This is a genomic window from Pseudoclavibacter sp. RFBG4 (genome assembly GCF_002931515.1).
GTDB lineage: Bacteria > Actinomycetota > Actinomycetes > Actinomycetales > Microbacteriaceae > Pseudoclavibacter.
Map to the genome: position 1 here is coordinate 14702 of NZ_PSYC01000019.1, position 20330 is coordinate 35031.

At 69.2% G+C, this 20330-nt stretch carries 19 protein-coding genes; 17 read left to right on the plus strand and 2 right to left on the minus strand.

Going from position 1 to position 20330, the window contains the following annotated elements; genetic code table 11:
- The first annotated feature begins 398 nt into the window (after positions 1-398).
- The 11 genes from C5E10_RS04485 to C5E10_RS04535 all read left to right on the plus strand — a co-directional run bounded on the left by C5E10_RS04485 (position 399) and on the right by C5E10_RS04535 (position 12205).
- Positions 399-1016 carry a TetR/AcrR family transcriptional regulator gene (locus C5E10_RS04485; protein ID WP_104330627.1) on the plus strand — a complete coding sequence of 206 codons (618 nt, stop codon included), beginning with the start codon at positions 399-401 and terminating at the stop codon, positions 1014-1016.
- Between the two features lie 24 nt (positions 1017-1040).
- Entirely contained in the window at positions 1041-2132 is a 1092-nt protein-coding gene (locus C5E10_RS04490; RefSeq protein WP_104330628.1) for a zinc-binding dehydrogenase, read from the plus strand.
- A 237-nt stretch (positions 2133-2369) separates the two neighbouring features.
- Entirely contained in the window at positions 2370-3341 is a 972-nt protein-coding gene (locus C5E10_RS04495) for a substrate-binding domain-containing protein (RefSeq protein WP_219820181.1), read from the plus strand.
- A 55-nt stretch (positions 3342-3396) separates the two neighbouring features.
- Positions 3397-4440 carry a galactitol-1-phosphate 5-dehydrogenase gene (locus tag C5E10_RS04500; RefSeq protein ID WP_219820321.1) on the plus strand — a complete coding sequence of 348 codons (1044 nt, stop codon included), beginning with the start codon at positions 3397-3399 and terminating at the stop codon, positions 4438-4440.
- Between the two features lie 41 nt (positions 4441-4481).
- Entirely contained in the window at positions 4482-6005 is a 1524-nt protein-coding gene (locus C5E10_RS04505) for a ribulokinase (RefSeq protein ID WP_104330629.1), read from the plus strand.
- A complete protein-coding gene (locus tag C5E10_RS04510) occupies positions 6002-6949 on the plus strand; it encodes a sugar-binding transcriptional regulator (RefSeq protein ID WP_104330630.1) in 948 nt (315 codons plus the stop codon). The genes C5E10_RS04505 and C5E10_RS04510 overlap by 4 nt, the downstream gene beginning before the upstream one ends.
- On the plus strand, positions 6946-8457 hold the full coding sequence (locus C5E10_RS04515; protein ID WP_104330631.1) for a sugar ABC transporter ATP-binding protein: 1512 nt from the start codon (positions 6946-6948) through the stop codon (positions 8455-8457). Before C5E10_RS04510 ends, C5E10_RS04515 begins: the two co-directional genes overlap by 4 nt.
- The gene (locus tag C5E10_RS04520; RefSeq protein ID WP_104240532.1) at positions 8454-9467 is read left to right on the plus strand and encodes an ABC transporter permease; all 1014 of its coding nucleotides are present in this window, start codon (positions 8454-8456) and stop codon (positions 9465-9467) included. Before C5E10_RS04515 ends, C5E10_RS04520 begins: the two co-directional genes overlap by 4 nt.
- Before the next feature lie 32 nt (positions 9468-9499).
- Positions 9500-10183, plus strand: a complete 684-nt coding sequence (gene deoC, locus C5E10_RS04525; RefSeq protein ID WP_104330632.1) for a deoxyribose-phosphate aldolase — start codon at positions 9500-9502, stop codon at positions 10181-10183.
- Between the two features lie 79 nt (positions 10184-10262).
- Positions 10263-11207, plus strand: coding sequence for an ADP-ribosylglycohydrolase family protein (locus tag C5E10_RS04530; RefSeq protein ID WP_104330633.1), 945 nt, complete (start codon positions 10263-10265; stop codon positions 11205-11207).
- A gap of 56 nt (positions 11208-11263) precedes the next feature.
- A complete protein-coding gene (locus tag C5E10_RS04535) occupies positions 11264-12205 on the plus strand; it encodes a LysR family transcriptional regulator (protein WP_104298416.1) in 942 nt (313 codons plus the stop codon).
- Here the strand turns inward: C5E10_RS04535 and C5E10_RS04540 are convergent.
- A complete protein-coding gene (locus C5E10_RS04540) occupies positions 12190-13818 on the minus strand; it encodes an amidohydrolase (protein ID WP_104330634.1) in 1629 nt (542 codons plus the stop codon). The two genes, C5E10_RS04535 and C5E10_RS04540, sit on opposite strands and share 16 nt — an antisense overlap.
- Positions 13819-14025: 207 nt before the next feature.
- On the opposite strand from C5E10_RS04540, the gene C5E10_RS04545 reads away from it, so the two are divergent.
- From C5E10_RS04545 to C5E10_RS04560, 4 genes are all read left to right on the plus strand, one after another.
- Positions 14026-15030: an ABC transporter substrate-binding protein gene (locus tag C5E10_RS04545; RefSeq protein ID WP_104330635.1), complete on the plus strand. Its 1005-nt coding sequence runs from the start codon at positions 14026-14028 to the stop codon at positions 15028-15030.
- A gap of 86 nt (positions 15031-15116) precedes the next feature.
- Complete coding sequence (locus tag C5E10_RS04550; RefSeq protein WP_104240538.1) at positions 15117-15956, plus strand: ABC transporter permease; 840 nt, start codon at positions 15117-15119, stop codon at positions 15954-15956.
- The gene (locus C5E10_RS04555; protein WP_104240539.1) at positions 15956-16726 is read left to right on the plus strand and encodes an ABC transporter ATP-binding protein; all 771 of its coding nucleotides are present in this window, start codon (positions 15956-15958) and stop codon (positions 16724-16726) included. Before C5E10_RS04550 ends, C5E10_RS04555 begins: the two co-directional genes overlap by 1 nt.
- A gap of 31 nt (positions 16727-16757) precedes the next feature.
- Entirely contained in the window at positions 16758-17840 is a 1083-nt protein-coding gene (locus C5E10_RS04560) for a PLP-dependent cysteine synthase family protein (RefSeq protein WP_104330636.1), read from the plus strand.
- Between the two features lie 16 nt (positions 17841-17856).
- Here C5E10_RS04560 and C5E10_RS04565 read toward each other — a convergent pair whose 3' ends face one another.
- Positions 17857-18222, minus strand: coding sequence for a zinc ribbon domain-containing protein YjdM (locus C5E10_RS04565; protein WP_104330637.1), 366 nt, complete (start codon positions 18220-18222; stop codon positions 17857-17859).
- A gap of 149 nt (positions 18223-18371) precedes the next feature.
- Between C5E10_RS04565 and C5E10_RS04570 the strand changes: the two genes are divergently transcribed.
- Both C5E10_RS04570 and C5E10_RS04575 read left to right on the plus strand, forming a co-directional pair.
- Positions 18372-18965 (plus strand): TetR/AcrR family transcriptional regulator, encoded by a 594-nt coding sequence (locus C5E10_RS04570; RefSeq protein WP_104330638.1) that lies wholly within the window; start codon positions 18372-18374, stop codon positions 18963-18965.
- A complete protein-coding gene (locus C5E10_RS04575; RefSeq protein ID WP_104330639.1) occupies positions 18962-19747 on the plus strand; it encodes an SDR family oxidoreductase in 786 nt (261 codons plus the stop codon). The genes C5E10_RS04570 and C5E10_RS04575 overlap by 4 nt, the downstream gene beginning before the upstream one ends.
- Positions 19748-20330: the final 583 nt, after the last annotated feature.

Sequence of the window (20330 nt, forward strand, 5' to 3'; positions counted from 1 at the left end):
GAGGTTCAGGGGGAACTCACCGCACGACGCTCACCCCGGCTCAACTCGACCGCTCCCGCCGTGCCGTGTTCGCATCCGCTGTCGGCGATGCCCTCGGCTCCCCGTACGAGAAGCCTGTGAGGGCGCAGCCTCGAGCAGAGGCATCGGGTCCGGGAGCGCTGCGGAACAAGGAGTAGAACTGGCCCTAGTCGATGGATTCCTCGAGGGCTTGGCGAGGGGCGACTCAGTCGGAACTCAGCGCACGAGTCAGAGCTGTGCTGCAAGGTCTGCCCTTTTGAACACAGATCGACCGCACCCTCTGCGGGCGCAGTCACGCTTGACGACACCGTGCTGGGGCTGAATCTCAGGAGCGCGATCATCTTCTAGACACATGTCTAGAAAAGCTCTAACCTCAGATCGTGAGCAGCGAAGCCACCGACATCGCGGTCGTCCGCGAAAACCTCAAGACCTCCGGCGATCCGCGCGCTGAGCGCACCCGCCAGGGGCTCTTCGACGCCGCCGCGCGACTCTGCGCCGACAACCGCGAGGTCTCCGTCTCGGCGATCACGCGTGAGCTCGGCGTCAGTCGCTCCGTCTTCTACACGCACTTCGCCGACGTCAGCGACCTCGCGCTTCGGATGCAGGAGCCGCTCTTCGAGGACATCGCGGCGACGGCGAACATCGCGCGCACCACCGACCCACACGCCGCGATGCTCGACTCCCAGCGCCGCCTCGTCGGGCACTTCGCGCAGCACCGCGCGCTCTACAGGGCCGCACTCCGCCTCCCTGGGGTCTCGGCAACCCATCGCATCCAAGAGGCGATGGAGCCCCCGATCGCCGCCCACATCAGTGAGGTGGGCGCCCCGCGCGGCGTCCGCGCGGACATCGCCTCGCGCTACATCGCCAGCGCCGCCGCCCACCTGCTCGCCGCCTGGATCCTCGACGAGATCGAGGCCGACGAGGAAACGATCGCCAACCATCTCTACGCGCTCATGCCGCCATGGATGCATGGGCCCACGAACCACCGTCAACGCTGACGGCCTCCAAAGAAAGGCACCCTCATGAAAGCATCCATCGTCCGCGGCTATGGACAACCCTTCGAGATCGCCGACATCGACATCGCGACCCCGATCGGGCGCGAGGTGCTCGTCGACGTCCGCGCCTCGGGGCTCTGCCACTCCGACGAGCTCGCGGCCACGCATCCACTCGGCTACGAGCCGCCCATGGTGCTCGGCCACGAAGTCGCCGGCGTCGTCATCGGGGTTGGCCCCGACGTCTCCGAGGTGAAGATCGGCGACCACGTTGTCGGCTGCCTCGTGCAGTACTGCGGCACCTGCAAGCGCTGCCTCGCCGGCAAAGTCACCCTCTGCTCCAACCCGAGCTACACGGAACGCAGCGCCGACCAGCCGCCCCGCCTCTCGGAGAACGGGCAGCCGGTCGCGCAGGGCATGGCGCTCGGTGGGTTCGCGCAGCAGATCCTCGTGCACGAGAACCAGGTCGCCGTCGTCCCGAACGAGATCCCCTGGCCGCAGGCGGCCCTCCTCGGCTGCGGCGTCGTCACCGGAGCCGGCGCAGTCCTCAACACCGCCAACGTGCAGCCCAGCGACGCCGTCGTCATCTTCGGAACGGGCGGCGTCGGACTCAACGCCCTCAACGGAGCCATCACCGCCGGCGCCGCGACCATCATCGCCATCGACATCGCCGACGAGAAGCTCGAACGGGCCAAGAAATTCGGCGCGACCCACGTCATCAACTCCACCAAGGAAGACCCCGTCGCCGCGGTCCTGCGCATCACGGGGGTCGGCGCCGACTCGGTCTTCGACTTCGTCGGGCTCGGCCCCGTCACCCAGCAGGCGCTGCAGATGGTGGCCCCGGGCGGAGGGCTCTACCTCATCGGCGTGCTCGACCCCACCGCCACGCTCACCGTCTCACCCGTCGAGCTGCTCTCGATGAAACGTCGAGTCGAAGGCGTCTACATGGGCGGCACCAGCGCGAAGCGCGACATCCCTCTCTACGCGAACCTCTACCTGCAGGGGCGGTTCGAACTCGACGCCCTGGTCTCCAGCGAGATCTCACTCGCCGACGTGCAGGACGGATACGCGTCGCTCAAGAACCCAGAGATCGCGCGCGTCGTCGTCACCGACCTCAGCTGACCGCCCGGCGGGCCGATAGCGACCGCCAGCAGCCGACAACAACCTCTCCACTTCAGGGGCCGAGCACTTCGCTCGGCCCCTGAAGCGCTCTTCTGAGCGCGCATGTGAGCACGTTTCGCGAGTGTCAGTGCTCACATGAGCAAAGCACTGCTCAGCTGTTGCCGCGGCCCTCGCAGCCGACCTACCTTGTCCTCAGTCATCCGGACCAAGGAGGTCATTTCAATGAAGAAATCGGGCTTGTTTCTCACCACCGTCGCCGCAGCATCGTTGCTGCTGACCGGCTGCTCTGTCACCACCACCCCAGGAGGGGAAGGTGCCAGCGCAGGCGGAGCCGACGACGGCACCATCTCCATCGGCTTCAGCCAGGCCACGCAGCAGTCGCCGTTCTACGTCGAGCTCGGCGTCGGCGTGCAGGAAGCCGCAGACGCGGCAGGCGCCGAACTCGAGTACGTCGACGCCAACGGCGACGTCACCAAGCAGAACAACGACATCGAAGACCTCATCACCAAGGGTGTGGACGTCCTCCTCATCAACCCGGTCGACCCCCAGGGCATCGCGCAGAGCATCGCCTCCGCCGAGGCCGCGGGCATCCCCGTCGTCACCGTCGACCGCTCCGCGGAAGGCGCCATCGCCCACGTGGGCCGCGACAACGTCGAGATGGGCAAGCTCGTCGGCGAGCAGGTCAAGGAAGCGCTCGGCGCCGAAGGCGGCAAGATCATCGAGATCCAGGGCGACGCCGGCGGAACCGTCGCCATGGACCGCTCGGAAGGCTTCCACAGCGTCTTCGAGGGCGACTCGTCGGTGAACATCGTCGCTGGCCCGTACGCGGAGTACATCCGCTCGAACGCCGTCACCGCCATGCAGGACCTCCTCCAGTCGAACTCCGACGTGAAGGTCGTGTACGCCCACAACGACGACATGGCGCTCGGCGCCCTCCAGGTGCTCCAGGAGAACGGACGCACCGACGTCCTCGTCGCCGGAGTCGACGGACTCATGGAAGCCGTCGACGCGATCGCCGAAGGCGAGCAGTACGTCGCGACCTCGCTCAACGACCCGATCGCCCTCGGCACCGTCGCGGCCGAGACCGCGCTCAGCGCCGCGGCCGGCGAGGACGTGGAAGCGGAGATCGACGCGGGCACCGAACTCGTGACCAAGGACAACGCGGGCGACCTGGTCGGAGACACCCTCTTCGCGCAGGGCGGCAAGTAACCCTCTCGCCCCGAGCGACACCACCAACCACCATCGATTCCTGGAGGAAGCGACAATGACCGAGACGATGACCGCGGCAGTGATGCACGCGCCAGGCGACATCCGCGTGGAAAGCGTGGACGTGCCAAAGCCGGGCACCGGCGACGTGCTGCTCAAGGTCGCCGCGTGCGGCGTGTGCGGCTCCGACATCCCGCGCATGAACTTCGCCGGCGCCTATCTGCTGCCCATCATCTGCGGGCACGAGTTCTCGGGCCACATCGTCGAGATCGGCGCTGACGTCGAAGGCCTCGAGATCGGCCAGCTCGCGACCGTGCCACCGCTCATCCCGTGCAATGAATGCGAGAGCTGCCTCGACGGGCACTTCAGCCTCTGCGAGAACTACGGTTACTTCGGCAGCCGCCAGGACGGGGCCTACGCACAGTACGTGGTCGTCAACGCGGGCAACCTCTTCCTCATGCCGGAGGGCGTCGACCCGCGGGCGGCGGCCATGATGGATCCGTCCGCCATCGCGCTCCACGCCATCTACAAGACGAAGCTCGGCGAGGGCTCCCGAGTCGCCGTCATCGGGGCCGGCCCCATCGGGCTGTTCGCCATCCAGTGGGCGAAGCTCATGGGGGCGAGTGAAGTGCTCGCGGTCGACGTGAACCAGCAGAAGGCCGACATGGCGCTCGAAGCCGGGGCCACGCTCACGGCCGTCAACGACGAGGAAGCCATCGCCCACGCGGGCAAGGGCTTCGACGTCATCATCGAGTCCGCGGGCGTGCCAGCGACCATCGCCCTCGCGACGAAGCTCACGGCACGCCACGGCGAGGCGGCCTTCATCGGCATCCCCCACAAGACGGTGGAGCTCGAGAAGGCGGTCTTCAGCCACTTCCTCCGCAAGGAGGTGTCGCTCCACGGCAGCTGGAACTCCTTCTCGGCGCCCTTCCCGGGCCGAGAATGGGTCGAGTCGGCGCGAGCCTTCGCGGACGGCAGCCTCAAGTGGGAGTTCATGATCACCCACGAGCTCAGCCTCGACGAGCTTCCCCTCACCATGAAGCAGCTCGGTGAGCGCTCCATCTTCAGCTCGAAGGTGCTCTTCCTCCCCAACCGAGACTGATCCTCGCCCGCGCACCCCAACACAACACGAAGGACAGAACAGTGGCGTTCTACTTGGCAATCGACATCGGTACGGAAGGCGCGCGCGCCGGAGTGTTCGACGAGGCAGGGACACGAGTCTCCACCGCGTCGGCCCCCTATCAGACCGCGTACCCGCACCCAGGCTGGGCCGAGCAGAACCCACGCGACTGGTGGAGCGCCACCGTGCGCGCCGCCAGGGAAGCCCTGGAGACGGCCTCGGTGCGGTCCGTCCGCGCCGTGGGCGTCGCCACGACCTCCTCCTCCGTCGTGGTCCTCGACGACACCGGTGCCCCCATCCGCCCCGCCCTGCTGTGGATGGACAGCAGAGCGGGCGCGGAGTCCGAGCGCACCGCCGAGATCGACCACCCGTCGCTGCGCTTCGCGGGCGGCTCCGACAGCTCCGAATGGCTGATCCCCAAGGCCATGTGGCTCGCCCGCAACGAGCCGGAGAACTACGCGGCAGCGACGCACATCGGCGAATCCGTCGACTACATGACCCTCCGCCTCACGGGTCGCTGGGTGGGCTCGCGGCTCAACGCGACCTGCAAGTGGAACTACGACCACCGAGAGGATGCGCTCCCGTCCGACCTCTACGCGCAGCTCGGCATCCCCGACCTCGCGGAGAAGCTGCCGCACGACATCGCCGCGGTCGGCGACATCGTCGGCGAACTCAGTCGTGCGGCCGCCGCAGAGCTGGGAGTGGAGCCGGGCGCCATCGTCTTCGCCGGCGGCATCGACGCCCACCTTGCGCTCGTCGCCCTCAGCGGCGTCAGCAGGAACCCGGTCGCGATCGTCGCCGGAACGTCGAACGCCTTCATCGCGGAGCTCGACGAGCCCGTCTTCTCGCCAACGATCTGGGGGCCGTACCCCGGCGCGCTCACGCACGACCGCTGGCTCATCGAGGGCGGCCAGGTGTCAGCCGGGTCAGCGCTCTCGTGGCTCTCCGAGCGCATCCTCGGGGTGCCCCGCGACAGGCTCGGCCAGCTCGTCTCGAGCGCCACCGAGGTGCCGGCGGCCGAGCACGGCATCCTCGTGCTCGACCACTTCATGGGCAACCGCACACCCCACCGCGACCCGAGCCTCCGCGGCGCAGTGCTCGGCCTCTCGCTCGGTGCGACTCCGGCGCAGCTCTACCGGGCCACGGTCGAAGCCGTCTCCTTCGGCACCCGACAGGTGCTCGAATCCTTCGAGGCCGTCGGGGTCGACTCCGACGACGTCTTCCTGACCGGGGGCATCCGGCACAACCCGCTCTGGCTGCAGACGACAGCGGATGCACTCGGCCGCCCCGTCAACCTCGTCTCGAGCGAGAACCTCACCACCCTCGCGCTCGGAATCCTGGGGGTCGCCGCAGACACCGGCGAGGACCGCGCCGAGGTCGCCAGACGCTTCGCCCCGGACCACGTCATCGTGGACCCGAACCCCGCCGCGACCCAGCCGCTCGCGGACGCCTACGAGCGGTACGAGCGGTCGACGCAGCTGCTCACCGGCATGAGCCACGAGCTCGTGAGATCGACGCAGACGACCGCGAGAGTCGGCGCAGCATGAACGGCGAGGACGAGCTCCTCGCGATCCGCGCCGCCGAGCTGTACTTCCAAGACGACAAGAACCAGTCGGAGATCGCCGCCCGCCTCGGCGTGACACGCTGGAAGGTCGGTCGCCTCCTCGCGCAGGCGAAGGAACGCGGCTTCGTGCGCATCGAGATCGTGCACCCCAAGGCCAGGCGGTTGCCACTCGAGCGCGAGCTGCAGGAGCTCTACGGGCTCGCCGACGCAATCGTCGTCCCGAGCTCGAACAACGACGCCGAGACGCGCATCCGAGTTGCCGAAGCGGCAGCCGACTACCTCGCGACGCTCCGACCCCGCGTGCGAACGCTCGGCGTCTCCTGGGGGCGCACCCTCCAGCAGGTCGCCGACGCGCTGCCCGACGGATGGGCAGACGGGGTCGACGTCGTCCAGGTCAACGGAGGCGTCACCGTCAACCGCCGCGTGGGCATGGCATCGATGACGGCCACCACGATCGCGTCGAAGGGCAGGGGGACCGTCACGCTGCTGCCGAGCCCCGCGATCCTCGAGCAGGCGGCCACCCGCGAGGCGATCGAGAACGACCGGTTCGTGTCGACGATCCTCGACAAGGCGCGGGAGGCGTCGACGGTCGTCTTCAGCGCGGGCCCCGTCGACACGAAGTCCGTGCTCGTCTCGAGCGGCTACCTGACTGCGGACGACGTGCGAACGCTCGAACGCAAGGGCGCCGTCGGCGACGTCCTCGGCCGGTACATCGACGCCGACGGACACATCGTCGACCCGGCCCTCGACGCCCGAACGCTCGGCCTCGAACTCGACACCCTCAGCAGCGCCCGCACCGCCGTCGCGGTCATCTCGGGGCGCGAGAAGTGGCCCGTCTGCCACGCGGTCGTCGACAACAAATTCTGCTCAGTGCTCGTCACGGACGACGAGTGCGCCAACTACCTCAGAGAAGCGAGGAAACGATGACTGCTGTCATTGAAGAAGCAACGCCTCCGGTCCTCACGATGCGCGGCATCCGCAAGGGCTTCCCGGGCACGCTCGCCCTCAAGTCGGTCGACCTCGACGTCTACCCGGGCGAGGTGCACTGCCTCCTCGGCGAGAACGGGGCAGGCAAGTCGACGCTCATGAAGATCCTCGCCGGTTCCTACACGCCGGACGCCGGAGTGATCTCCATCGGCGGCGCGGAGGTGAAGTTCTCCGGTCCGCTCGACGGCATCCGCGCCGGCATCAGCGTCATCTACCAGGAGCTGGATCTCTTCGCCGACCTCACCGTGGCGCAGAACCTGTTCCTCGGCCACACGCCGAGCGTCGGCGGCCTCGTCAAGCGCTCGACGAGGCGACGCCTCGCCGCCGACTACCTCAAGCGCGTCGGAGCGAAGTTCTCGCCGGACGCCGTCGTCGGCACCCTGCCGCTCGCCGACCAGCAGCTCACCGCCATCGCGCGCGCCCTCACGACGGATGCCCGCATCATCGTCATGGACGAGCCGACCGCAACGCTCGGCGAGGCCGACGTCGAGAACGTCTTCAACGTCATCCGCCGCCTCACCGACGAGGGCCGCGCCGTCATCTACATCTCGCACCGGATGGACGAGATCCGAGACATCGGAACGCGCATCACCGTGCTCCGCGACGGGTACAACGCCGCCAAGTACGCCGTCGCGGACACCGACGCGGATCGGTGGATCGGCGACATGATCGGCGACAAGAAGGCGGAGCTGACCGAGCACCGGGATGCGCGGGAATTCAGCGACGTCGAGGCCCTCAACATCAGGAGCGTGTCGATCGAAGGCCTCATCGATGTCCGGGACGTCGTCGTGCGCAAGGGCGAGATCGTCGGGCTCGCCGGCCTCGGCGGGGCGGGTCGCACCACGCTCCTCTCCGCGCTCTTCGGAGCACGCAAGGCCAAGCGCGACGTCCAGGTCTTCGGCAAGCAGGCGACCCTCACCTCCGTGCGAGCCGCGGTCAACCACCACTTCGGCCTCGTTCCGGAGAGCCGAAAGACGGAGGGGCTGTTCCTTGGGCTCTCCGTGGCCCGAAACGCCGGCATCGCCTCGCTCCGCGGCTCCTCCCAGGTGCTGCCGCGCGAACGGTCCTGGGCGACGTCTGCCCCAATCCTGGAACGCCTCTCCGTCAAGTTCGGCAAGCCCGGCCAGGAGATCCGTCTCCTCTCGGGCGGCAACCAGCAGAAGGTCGTCCTCGCCAAGTGGCTCGCTCGCGACACGAGAGTGCTGCTGCTGGACGAGCCCACCCGAGGCCTGGACATCGGTGCCAAGGCCGACCTCTATCGCCAGGTCCGCATCCTCGCGGACCAGGGCGCCGCCGTGCTCGTCGCATCAAGCGAGCTCGGCGAACTCATGGCGAATGCCGACCGCATCGTCGTCATGCACGAGGGCCGCAACGTCGCGGACTTCGACCCGCTCGTCTCGAGCGAAGCACGCATCAGTCACGCAATCATCAGCGGGAAGGCATCATGAACGCGACCACCACAACGCCGGCTCCAACCGAGGAGCGCGCGAGCGCGAAGACCTGGAAGCAGCGCAGCTCGAGCTGGCTCATCAAGGGCAACCTGCTCATCGTGTTCGTCATCATCTGCGCGCTGGCGGCCATCCTCAGCCCGGAGTTCCTCACCGTCCGGAACGTCTCCAACCTGCTGCAGCAGTCGAGCCTCACGGGCATCATCGCCATCGGCATGACCCTCGTGATCCTCACGAGCGGCATCGACCTCGCCGTCGGCTCGATCGCCGCCTTCAGCGGCATGACCGTGGCGATCCTGCTCGACGGGCGCATGCCCGTGGTGCTCGCGATCCTCATCTCCCTGGCCGCCGGCATCGGCATCGGGCTCCTCATGGGGGCGGTATCGTCCTGGGTGCGACTCCCCGCGTTCATCGTGACGCTCGCTGGACTCACCGCCGTGCGGGGCTGGGCCTACACGCTCACCGACGGGCGCCCGGCTGGCACCAACCTGCCGGCCGAGTTCACGATCATCGGCGGCGGCTACCTCGGGCTGCTCCCGCTCACCGGCCTCATCTTCATCGGCGTCACCCTCCTCACCGCCGTCATCCTCCGCTACACGACCTTCGGCGAGTACATCTACGCCGTCGGGAGCAACGAAGAGGCAGCACGCCTCTCCGGCATCCCGGTCAACTGGGTCAAGGCCGCGGTCTTCGGCTTCTCCGGATTCACGGCAGCGCTCGCCGGGGTGCTCCTCACGAGTCGCCTCACGATTGGCCAGCCCACGGCCTTCCAGGGAGCCGAGCTGGATGCGATCGCGGCCGTCGTCCTCGGCGGCACGAGCCTCTTCGGCGGTCGAGGCGGCGTGGGCGGCACGTTCATCGCCGTCCTGCTCCTCTCCGTCCTGAAGAACCTCTTCAACCTCATGGGAATCGGGTCCTTCGTGCAGATGATCGCGACCGGCATCATCCTCGTGCTCGCCCTCATCCTCAACAAGTTCCTCGACAGCCGCGCGCAGGCATCCGCGGCGTGACGACCACCCACCAGCAAAGGACAGCAGAACCCATGACCAGTGCACGCCCCCTCGCCACGTACCTCGACCACACGCTCCTCAAGCCCGAGGCCACGCGCGCCGACGTCGAGGCCACCGTCGCCGAGGCAGCGGAGCTCGGCGCCTACAGCGTCTGCCTCTCGCCCTCCGTGCTGCCCGTCACCCTCCCGAACGGCTCCGACCTCAAGCTCACGGTCGTCTGCGGGTTCCCGAGCGGTCGCCACCAGAGCACCGTCAAGGCACTCGAGGCGAAGACCGCCGTCGAGCAGGGAGCCGACGAGATCGACATGGTGATCGACATCGGGGCGGCGATCGACGGCGACTACGACTCCGTCGAGAAGGACATCCGCGCGGTTCGTGGCGCAGCACCTGCTCCGATCGTGCTCAAGGTGATCATCGAATCGGCGGCGCTCTCGGACGACGCCATCGTCGCCGTCTGCCGCGCGGCCGAGCGCGCCGGTGCCGACTTCGTGAAGACCTCCACCGGGTTCCACCCCGCCGGCGGCGCCAGCGTGCACGCGGTCGAGCTCATGAAGAGCACGGTCGGCGACCGGCTCGAGGTCAAGGCCTCCGGAGGCGTCAGGACGCGGGCTGAAGCGGATGCCTTCATCGCGGCCGGAGCGACCCGTCTCGGCGTCTCGGGCAGCCGAGCGCTGCTGAACGACGACGCCGAGTCCTCGGCGCCTGCCGGCTACTAGCGTCCCCAACCCCTCCCGACAGCGGTGGCCAGTCGATGCTGGCCACCGCTTTGTCGGCGGTTCGTTGGACACTGGAGTCATGACACTCACGCCAGCCCAACTCGACCGTGCCCACGGCGCCGTGCTCGCCTCCGCCGTCGGCGACGCCCTCGGCTCCCAGTACGAGTTCGGGCCGCCGCTTTCAGACGACACACCCGTCGTCTACGGGGTCGGCGTCTTCGGGCACGGCGCGGGGGAGTGGACCGACGACACCTCCATGGCCATGCCGATCCTCCAGGCGCTCGCGGGCGGAGCATCCCTGAACGACCCGGCAACCCTCGCCAGCGTCGTCGTGGCCTGGCGCGAGTGGGCCCGCGACGCGAAAGACGTCGGCGCCCAGACCCGGACCGTGCTCTCCGCCCTCGAAGGAGACGTCACAGAAGACCGGGCTCGCGACGCCGCCCACGACGTGCACGCGCGAGCCGGCCGCAGCGGCGGCAACGGCGCCCTCATGCGCACCGGCCCCATCGCCCTCGGCCACCTCGCCGACGGGCAGGAACACGCCCTCGTCGAAGCCGCGACCCGCCTCGCCGAGCTCACCCACTGGGAGAGCGACAACGCCGACGCCTGCGTGCTCTGGTGCCTCGGCATCCGCCACGCCATCCTCACCGGCGAACTCGACCTCCTCGGCCAGCTCGACGCGATCCCCGCCGAGCGTCGAGACCGCTGGCGCGCCTTCACCGAGGAAGCCCTTGCACCCGGTGCGCACCCGCGCGACTTCTCGCAGCAGAACGGCTGGGTCGTCCGCGCCTACCAGGGCGCCCTCGCCGCCATCGCCGGTGCCAGCTCCCTCACGGATGCGCTCGAACGGGCGGTTCGGGGAGGAGGCGACACCGACACCGTCGCCGCCATCGCCGGATCCCTCGCCGGCGCGGTCCACGGCTCGCGGGCGCTCCCCGCAGCACTCGTCGAGACGGTGCACGGCTGGCCCGGCCTCCGCAGCGGCGACCTCGAAGCGCTCGTCGACGCCGCCGTTGTCATCTAAAATGGAGATGTAAAACTGTTGTCAATATCTCCGTAACATATTCGAAACGAGGGGCCATGCGCTCACCAGGCCGCAGCGACGTCTCGCTCACGCAGCTCCGATACTTCGTCGCGGCCGCCGAGCACGGCAGCATGACCTGGGCAGCCGACGAGCTGTTCGTCGCCCAGTCCGCCGTCTCCACGGCCATCGCCAACCTCGAGACCGCCGTCGGCGCGCAACTCCTCATCCGCCGCCGCGCCAAGGGGCTGCAGCTCACCGCGACCGGCGCCGACTTCCTCGTCCGCGCGCGCGGCATCCTCGCCTCCGTCGACGACGCCCTCGGCGCGCTCCGCCCCGAGAACACCGCCGGCCGCCTCACCGTCGGCTGCTTCCGCACCCTCGCACCCTTCTACCTGCCATCCGTCATCAGCGGACTCGCCGACGAGCATCCCGAACTCCTCGTCGACGTCACCGAGATGACCGCCGAGCAGGTTCCGGATGCGCTCGCCAGCCAGGCCATCGAGATCGCCCTCACCTACGACCTGGGCTTGGACGCCGCCGTCGAACGCGAAGTGCTCGCCGAAGTCCCCCTCTACGCGGCCGTCAGCGTGCACCATCCGCTCGCCGACCGCGACAGCGTGAGCCTCGCCGAACTCGCCGAGCTGCCCATGGTGCTGCTCGACATGCCCGTCAGCCGCGACTACTTCCTCCAGTGGTTCACGCGCGCCGGCCTCCGCCCCCACGTGCGCTACCGGTTCGCGAGCTTCGAGGCCGTCCGCGCCATGGTCGGGAGCGGGCACGGATTCACGCTCCTCAACCAGCAGCCGCGCGTCGCCTCCACCTACTCCGGCGGCGAACTGCGCCACCTGCACATCACCGACGACCTGCCGCCCCTCGAGCTCGTGCTCGCCCGCTCCGGAGGCTCGAGGCAGCTCACCAAGAAGGCGGAGCTCTTCGCCGCCCAGTGCAGGAAGTCGGTCGCCGAGCAGGACGCGACGGCGCCTCACGGCGCCTGGTAGACGACCGCCCCGCCGACGTACGTGCGGCGCACGCTCGCCGAACCGTAGGCGTCGAGGTCGCTGAGGTCGGCGTCCACCCACACAAGGTCGGCGAGTCGGCCGGCCTCGAGCCGACCCGTCTCGCCCTCTAGCCGGTTCACCCAGGCCGCCTCCGAGAGGTACGCGTCCAGAGCGACCCCGAGCGGCAGGGCCTGCTCGCCGAGCAGCGGATGTGTGAGCACGCCATCGCCGATCGCGTGCGGATCCTCGACCAGCCCCGTGCGCGTCACGGCCGTGCGAATCGACCAGAGCGGATTCGGCGTCGTCACCGGCCAGTCGCTGCCGCCCACGATGCGCGCCCCCGCACGATGCAGATCGCCGAACGGGAAATGCGTCAGCTCCCGCTCGGCGCCGAGGAGCGGCAGCTTGCGGTGCACGATCTCCTCATCCCGCCGCGCCCAGACCGCCGTGACGTTCGCCGCCACGTCGAGCTCCGCGAACCGCGCGATGTCGGACGTGTCGATCAGGTCGAGGTGCGCCACGTGGTGGCGATTCCCGCGGCGTCCATTGCGGCGGATCGCCGCCTCCACCGCGTCGAGCGCGTGCCGGGTCGCCGCGTCGCCGACGGCGTGGAAGTGCACCTGGAAGTCGGCCGCGTCGAGCGCCGTCGTCAGCTCGACAAGCGCCTCGGGGGAGAGGAAGGCGATGCCCACGTCTCCCGGGTGCCCCTCGAACGGTTCGAGCATCGATGCCGTGTGGTTCTCCACCATGCCGTCGATCATGACCTTCACGGTGCCCGCATCCACCCCCACCGCGGCGGCCTCCGCCCTGACGCGCTCGAAGTCGACGATCTGCTCCACACCACGAGCACGGTCCCACCACTGTGCGAGCACGACCCGCGCGGTCAGGCGGCCGTCGGCCGCGAGGCGCAGGTACGCGGGGAGCGGGTTCGGGCCGAGGTCGCTGTCGCCGACGGCCGCATCCTGCCACGCCGTGACCCCCACCGAGTGGAGCTCGCGCTGCGCCGCCTCGAGGGCCGCCTCGACGAGCGCCTCGCCGGGCGCCGGCATGAGGTGCTCGACCAGCGCGACCGCCGACTCCAGCAGCATGCCCGTGGGCTGGCCCAGCCCGTCGCGGATGAGGCGGCCGCCCTCCGGATCCGGAGTCGCCCCGTCGATCCCAGCGGCCCGCAAGGCCGCCGCGTTCACCCACATGCCGTGCGCGTCGTGGCTGTGCAGCATGATGGGCCGCCCGTCGACGCCCTCCAGCTCGGCCGCCGTCGGGAACCCGCCCTCGAAGACGTCGCCGAACCAGCCGCCGCCCGTCAGTACCGGCGCCGTCGGGTTCGCGGCCGCGTAGTCGGCGATGAGCCGCAGGTACTCGCCCCGGTCGTGCACGGGCTTGAGGTCGATGCCGAGCGATTGCAGCCCCGCGAGCAGCGGATGCACGTGCGCGTCCTGGAACCCCGGGAGCAGCGTCCCGCCCGCCAGGTCGACCAGGTGCGCGGCGGTCGGGAGCTCGCCGCCGTCGGGGATCACGTCGACGATCCGGTCGCCGACGACCAGCAGCGACGCCCGCTCGAAGGCGCCCGCGCCGAGGTACAGCGTGCCGTTCGTGAAGAGGGTGGCGTCCATGGGGCTCCCGTCTCGCGCGGCCGCGGTGACCGACGCTCCTCGCCACACTGAGCACCCCATGTTTCGTATGCATTTCGCCGATATTGCTGGTCAATTGCATCTCTCTTTTGGATCTCGAGCTTCGAGTCTCGCTATTTGCTTGTCGCCCGGGACCTGCCGATTCTTGACCAAAGCCGCTCCCGGCGAATCCGTCCCGGAAGGACCCTCATGACCACCACCAAGAACGCACTCCGCACCGTGGGCGCCCTCGCGTTGAGCGCCGCGCTGCTCGCCACCACCGCCTGCACGGCAGACTCGGCAGCCTCGAGCGAAGGCGACGCGGAAGCCGTCGGAATGGGCATCCAGCCCTGGCTCGGCTACGGCCCCTGGTACATCGCACAGGAGAACGGCTACTTCACCGACGCCGGCGTCGAGGTCGAGATCACGAACTTCATGAACGACGCCGACATGACCGCGGCCTTCGCCGCCGACCGCATCCAGGTCGCGAACGTCGCAAGCCACAGCGCGCTCCAGTTCATCGAACAGGGCCTCGACGTCAGCATCGTGCTGCTCCTCGACGCGTCCCTCACGGCCGACGCCATCCTCTCCGACGGCAGCGTCACCGACGTCGCCGACCTGGCCGGCCAGCAGGTCGCCTTCGAGGAAGGCTCCGTCAGCAACCTCCTCCTCGGCTACGCGCTGCAGGAGAACGGCCTCTCGCTCGACGACATCGAGCCCGTCCCCATGGACCCCTCCGAAGCGGCAACCGCGCTCATCGGCGGCAGCGTCCCCGTCGCCGTCACCTACGAGCCCTACATCTCCGAGGCCCGCTCCTCGAGCCCCGACATCACCGAGATCTACACGGCGGCCGAGAACGCCGGCCTCATCAGCGACGTCCTCGTCGTCGACAACACCTACCTCGCCGAGAACGGCGAGACCGTGCAGGGCATCGTCGACGCGTGGGGCCCATCCATCGACTTCTACGAGTCGGACACCGACGCGGCGCGCGCGATCATCGCCGAGAACATCGGCAGCGACGTCGAGTCGCTCGACAGCGCCTTCGACGGCGTGCAGTTCTTCACCCTCGAGGAGAACGCCACCGAGCTCGGCGGCCACTACCTCGAGACCGTCCTCCCCAGCGTCGACAGCGTCGCCACCGACATCGGCATCCTCACGGGCGGCACCGACCTCCCCTCCGTCGTCGACCTCACCTTCGTCGGCGGCGCCGAGTAGTCAGCGGCACCACGACAGCACAGGCACCCAGCAACCACCGGCATCAGTAGCCCCGGCGCACAGCAACCACAGGAGACCAGAGCCCCATGGCAGTTCAGAGCACGGCCCCGGTCGCGAGCACGCAGCCCGCGACCGGGGCGCGCCGAAAGCCGGTCAGAGCACCGCTCACCAGGCGCCAGTACCTCATCACGTCCGTCATCACCTTCATCCTGCTGCTCGCGGCATGGACGGCGATCTCGACCAGCGGCCTCGTCCGCCCCCTCTTCCTGCCGTCGCCGATCGCGGTCACCGAGAAGCTCATCGACCAGGGCGTCAACGGCCAGCTCTGGTCGGACATCGCCGTCAGCACCTACCGCGTCATGGTCGGCTACCTCCTGGCCAGCGTCATCGCCGTGCCCATCGGCGTGCTCTGCGGCTCCATCCCTCGGGTCGAGGCCGCGATCGAGCCGATCATGGACTTCATCCGCTACATGCCGGTCGTCGCGTTCGTTCCGCTGACCATCCTCTGGGTCGGCACCGACGACTCGCAGAAGGTGCTCATCATCTTCCTCGGCACCTTCTTCCAGCAGGTGCTCATGGTCGCCGACGCCGTGCGGCGCGTGCCCATGTCGTACCAGAACCTCGGCGCGACGCTCGGCCTCAGCCGAACCAAGATCCTCATCCGCATCGTCTTCCCCTCAGCGCTCCCGCGCATCTGGGATGCGCTCCGCATCAGCCTCGGCTGGGCCTGGACCTGGCTCGTCGTCGCCGAGCTCGTCGCCGCGACCGAGGGCATGGGCTACCGCATCACGCAGGCGCAGCGCTTCCTCGAGACCGACCTCATCATCGGCTACGTGATCGTCCTCGGGCTCCTCGGCCTCCTCTTCGACCAGGTCATGCGCGGGCTCGGCCGGCGCTTCTTCCGCTACCTGAAGGGACGTGTCTGATGACCGTCGAAACCGCCCTCCGCGACCCCAAGGTCGTCGTCTCCGACGTCACGAAGCGCTTCGGCGAGGTGACCGCGCTCGCCGACGTCGACCTCGTGCTCGGCGACCGCGAGTTCGTCTCCGTCGTCGGCGCATCCGGATGCGGCAAGAGCACCCTGCTCTCCGTCATCGCCGGCCTCGAGGCACCCACCTCCGGCACGGCATCGCTCAGCGGCCACGAGATCCTCGGGCCGGGCCGCGACCGCGGCGTCGTGTTCCAGCAGGCGACGCTCCTGCCGTGGCTCAGCGCCATCGACAACGTCGTCTTCGCCCTCGACGGCGAGCCGGGCCTGACGAAGAAGCAGCGCATCGACCGGGCTCGGGACGTGCTCGACCAGGTCGGCCTGACGGGCTTCGAATCGAAGTACCCGGCGCAGCTCTCCGGCGGCATGCAGCAGCGCGTCGCCCTCGCCCGCTCGCTCGCCTACGGCCCGGACGTGCTCCTCATGGACGAGCCGTTCGGCGCCCTCGACGCGCTCACCCGACGCACCATGCAGGAGCTGCTCACCGAGGTCTGGGAGCGCCACCGCATGACGGTCATGCTCATCACCCACGACATCGAGGAGGCCGTCTTCCTCTCCGACCGCGTCATCGCGATGACCCCGCGCCCCGGCAAGGTCGCGGCCGAGTACGCGATCGACCTCCCCCGCCCCCGCGAGGTCGACGTGCTCGGCAGCCCCGAGTTCCACGGCTACTACACGGAGATCCTCGACCTCATCCACCGCGGCTGATGATGGTGCCGTGGCCCGGCATACTGAAGAGATGTCACACGAAGCTGGAGCCGACCGCCGATGGATGCAGAACGCGATCCGGATGCTCGAAGCCGACGCCAACCGCAGCGCTGACACGCACCTGCACGTCTTCCCGCTGCCGCGGGAGTGGGGCATCGACCTGTACCTGAAGGACGAGTCGGTGCACCCGACGGGCTCGCTCAAGCACCGCCTCGCCCGCTCCCTCATCCTGTACGCCATCGTGAACGGGCAGGTGGGGCCGCGCACGACGCTCGTCGAGGCGTCGAGCGGCTCCACGGCCGTGTCGGAGTCGTACTTCGCCCGGATGCTCGGCCTGCCGTTCGTGACCGTCGTGCCGCGAACCACGAGTCCGGAGAAGATCGAGCTCATCGAGTTCTACGGCGGCCGCTGCCACCTGGTCGACGAGCCACTGCAGGTCTACTCGGAAGCGGAGCGCCTCGCCGCCGACGTCGACGGGCACTACCTCGACCAGTTCACGAACGCCGAGCGCGCCACCGACTGGCGAGGGAACAACAACATCGCCGAGAGCGTCTACTCGCAGATGTCGCTCGAGCGCTTCCCCATCCCGAGCTGGATCGTCGTCAGCGCTGGAACCGGCGGCACCTCCGCCACCTTCGGTCGCTACGCCAGGTACTGCGGGCACGACACCCGCCTCGCGGTCGTCGACCCGGAGGGGTCCGCGTTCTACGAGGCCTGGAAGACGGGCGACCGCACCCACGCGACCGGCCGGGGATCCAAGATCGAGGGCATCGGGCGCCCGCGCGTGGAGCCGTCGTTCATCGAGACGGTCATCGACGACATGATCCAGGTGCCGGATGCGGCCTCGGTCGCGGCGATCCGCGTGCTCCGGGAGAAGACGCAGCACTGGGCGGGCGGATCGACGGGAACGAACCTCGTCGGCGCGTTCCAGATCATCGCCCGCATGCTCGCCGCGGGGGAGCAGGGCAGCGTCGTGACGCTCATCTGCGACGGGGGAGCGCGCTACGCGAACACCTACTACGACGACGCCTGGGTTGCGGCCCAGGGGTGGGACCTCGAGCCGTACCTCGAGCGGATGCACCGCTTCCTCGACACGGGCACCTGGGCCGACTGACCCTGGCTGCGGCCGATCAGACGACCTTCTTGACGACGCTCGACTTCAGCTGCATCTGCCCGAAGCCGGGCACCTTCGCGTCGATGTCGTGGTCGCCGACTCCGTCGGAGATGAGCCGGATGCCGTTGACCTTCGTGCCGACCTTCACGGTTCCGCCGCCCGCACCCTTGACCTTCAGGTCTTTCGCGATCGTGACGGAGTCGCCGTCGGCGAGCACGTTCCCGACCGCATCCTTGATCGCCGGTGCCGCGTCTCCGTCAGTGCCAGCATCAGCGTCGCCCGGCGCCCACTCGTGCCCGCACATCGGGCAGACCAGCAGCGCACCCATCTCGTAGGCGAGGTCGCTCGCGCATTCCGGGCACGGGGGCAGCTGCTCAGGCATCGAAGGTGGCCTCCAGGAGAACTCGCCGATCAGGGAACATCGACCACGTTAGGGCACCGGGCGGCCCGATCCCGCCGATCCCGCGCCTCGTGCGCAACCGCGCGAGTCGATTTTCTAGACAACTGTCCGAAACTTGCTAGGCTCGTGGTGTGCCAACGACCGCCACGCCCCGCTCGCCCGACCCGCGTCCCGCCCGCACGCAGGCCGCGATCATCGACGCGGTCGAGCGCCTCTCGGCTTGCGGCGAGGAGGTCACCGTTCCCGCGATCGTCGCCGAAGCCGGCGTGAGCCGCTCGACGTTCTACACGCAGTTCCGCGACCTCGACGCGCTTGCCGTGCGCATCCTCACCGAGGTGTTCGCCGAGATCGAGACGCTCGACCTGCGCCTCCGCGCCGCCGCGACCCCCATCGAGACGGCGAGGGCGACCACGTCGCAGCTCGTCGCCGAGTTCGCGAAGCGGCGCTCCCTCTACGCGGGGGTGCTCGGCAGTCGAACGACGACGGAAGCCCACCGGGCGGTGCGCGCCGCGTTCGCCGACCAGGCCCTCGGCACCATGCAGCTCACCGTGCCGGAGGGCCTCGACCCGAAGGTCGCGGCCGACTACGTCGCCGGCGGCACGCTGGCCGTGCTCACCGCCTGGCTGCTCAGCGACGCCCCCGAACCCATCGAGCGCGTGCAGCAGCAGCTGCTCGCGCTCCTCCCGACCTGGCTCATCAACGAAGACAAGGACCCAACCTCATGACCCGTACCTACGTCGTCACCGGCTCCGCCTCCGGAATCGGCAAGGCCACCGCCGAGAAGCTCCGCGCCGACGGGCACACCGTCATCGGCGTCGACCTCAAGGGCGCCGACATCAACGCCGACCTCACGACCGCCGAGGGCCGGGAGGCGCTTGTCACCCGCGCGAACGAGCTCAGCGGTGGTGTCGTCGACGGCGTGCTGGCCATCGCGGGCCTCGTCATCCCGGCCCCCGTCACCGTCGCCGTGAACCACTTCGGGGCCGTCGCGACCCTGGAAGGGCTGCGGCCGCTGCTCGCGAAGTCCGACGCGCCCCGCGCCGCCGTCGTCGCGTCCCTCGCCGCCCTCGAGGAGGTCGACGGGCAGCTGCTCGATCTCATCGAGTCCGGCGACGAGGCCGCCGCCCTCGCCTACGCCGACTCGCTCGGGGCAACCGCCAACGCGACCGGCTCGTCGGTGCTCTACACGACCTCGAAGCTCTCCATCGCGCGCTGGGTGCGCAAGAACGCGCCGAGCGCCGAGTGGGCGAAGGCCGGCATCGCGCTCAACGCCGTCGCCCCAGGCGTCATCCTCACGCCGATGACCGCCGCGGCCCTCGAGACCGAAGAGGGCCGAGCGGCACTGGATGCGGGCGCCCCGGCACCCTACGGAGGCCCGGCCGCCGACCCCCGCCAGGTGTCCAACCTCCTCGCCTGGCTCACGAGCGAAGACAACGGCTACGTCACCGGCCAGGTCATCTTCATCGACGGCGGGGCGGAGAGCATCCGCCGCCCCGAGCTCGTCTGACTGGCGCCCGCTCGCTTCGGCTGGCGTCGGCTGGCGTCGGCAGCCGTCGCCGATAGGTCACTTTCGCACCGTATGCAGCGCCCGGGTGGGGTGAAAGTGCCCCATTGTGGGCGGGCATGTCCCACAGCCTCGCGTTTAGGTCACTTTCGCACCGTGTGGACCGCCCGGGTGGGGTGAAATCGCCCCATCTGCGGCGGGCATGTCCCACAGCCTCGCGTTTAGGTCGCTTTCGCACCGTATGCGGCGCGCAGGTGGGGTGAAATTGCCCCATTGTGGGCGGGCATGTCCCACAGCCTCGCGTTTAGGTCGCTTGCGCACCGTGTGCAGCGCCCGGGTGGGGTGAAAGTGCCCCATTGTGGGCGGGCATGTCCCACAGCCTCGCGTTTAGGTCACTTTCGCACTGTGTGGACCGCCCGGGTGCGGTGAAAGTGCCCCATTGTGGGCGGGCATGTCCCACAGCCTCGCGTATAGGTCACTTTCGCACTGTGTGCAGCGCTCGGGTGGGGTGAAAGTGCCCTATCGGCGGAGGCGGAGGCGGAGGCGGAGGCGGAGGCGGGGCGAGCGAACCGGACCGGTCCGGCTA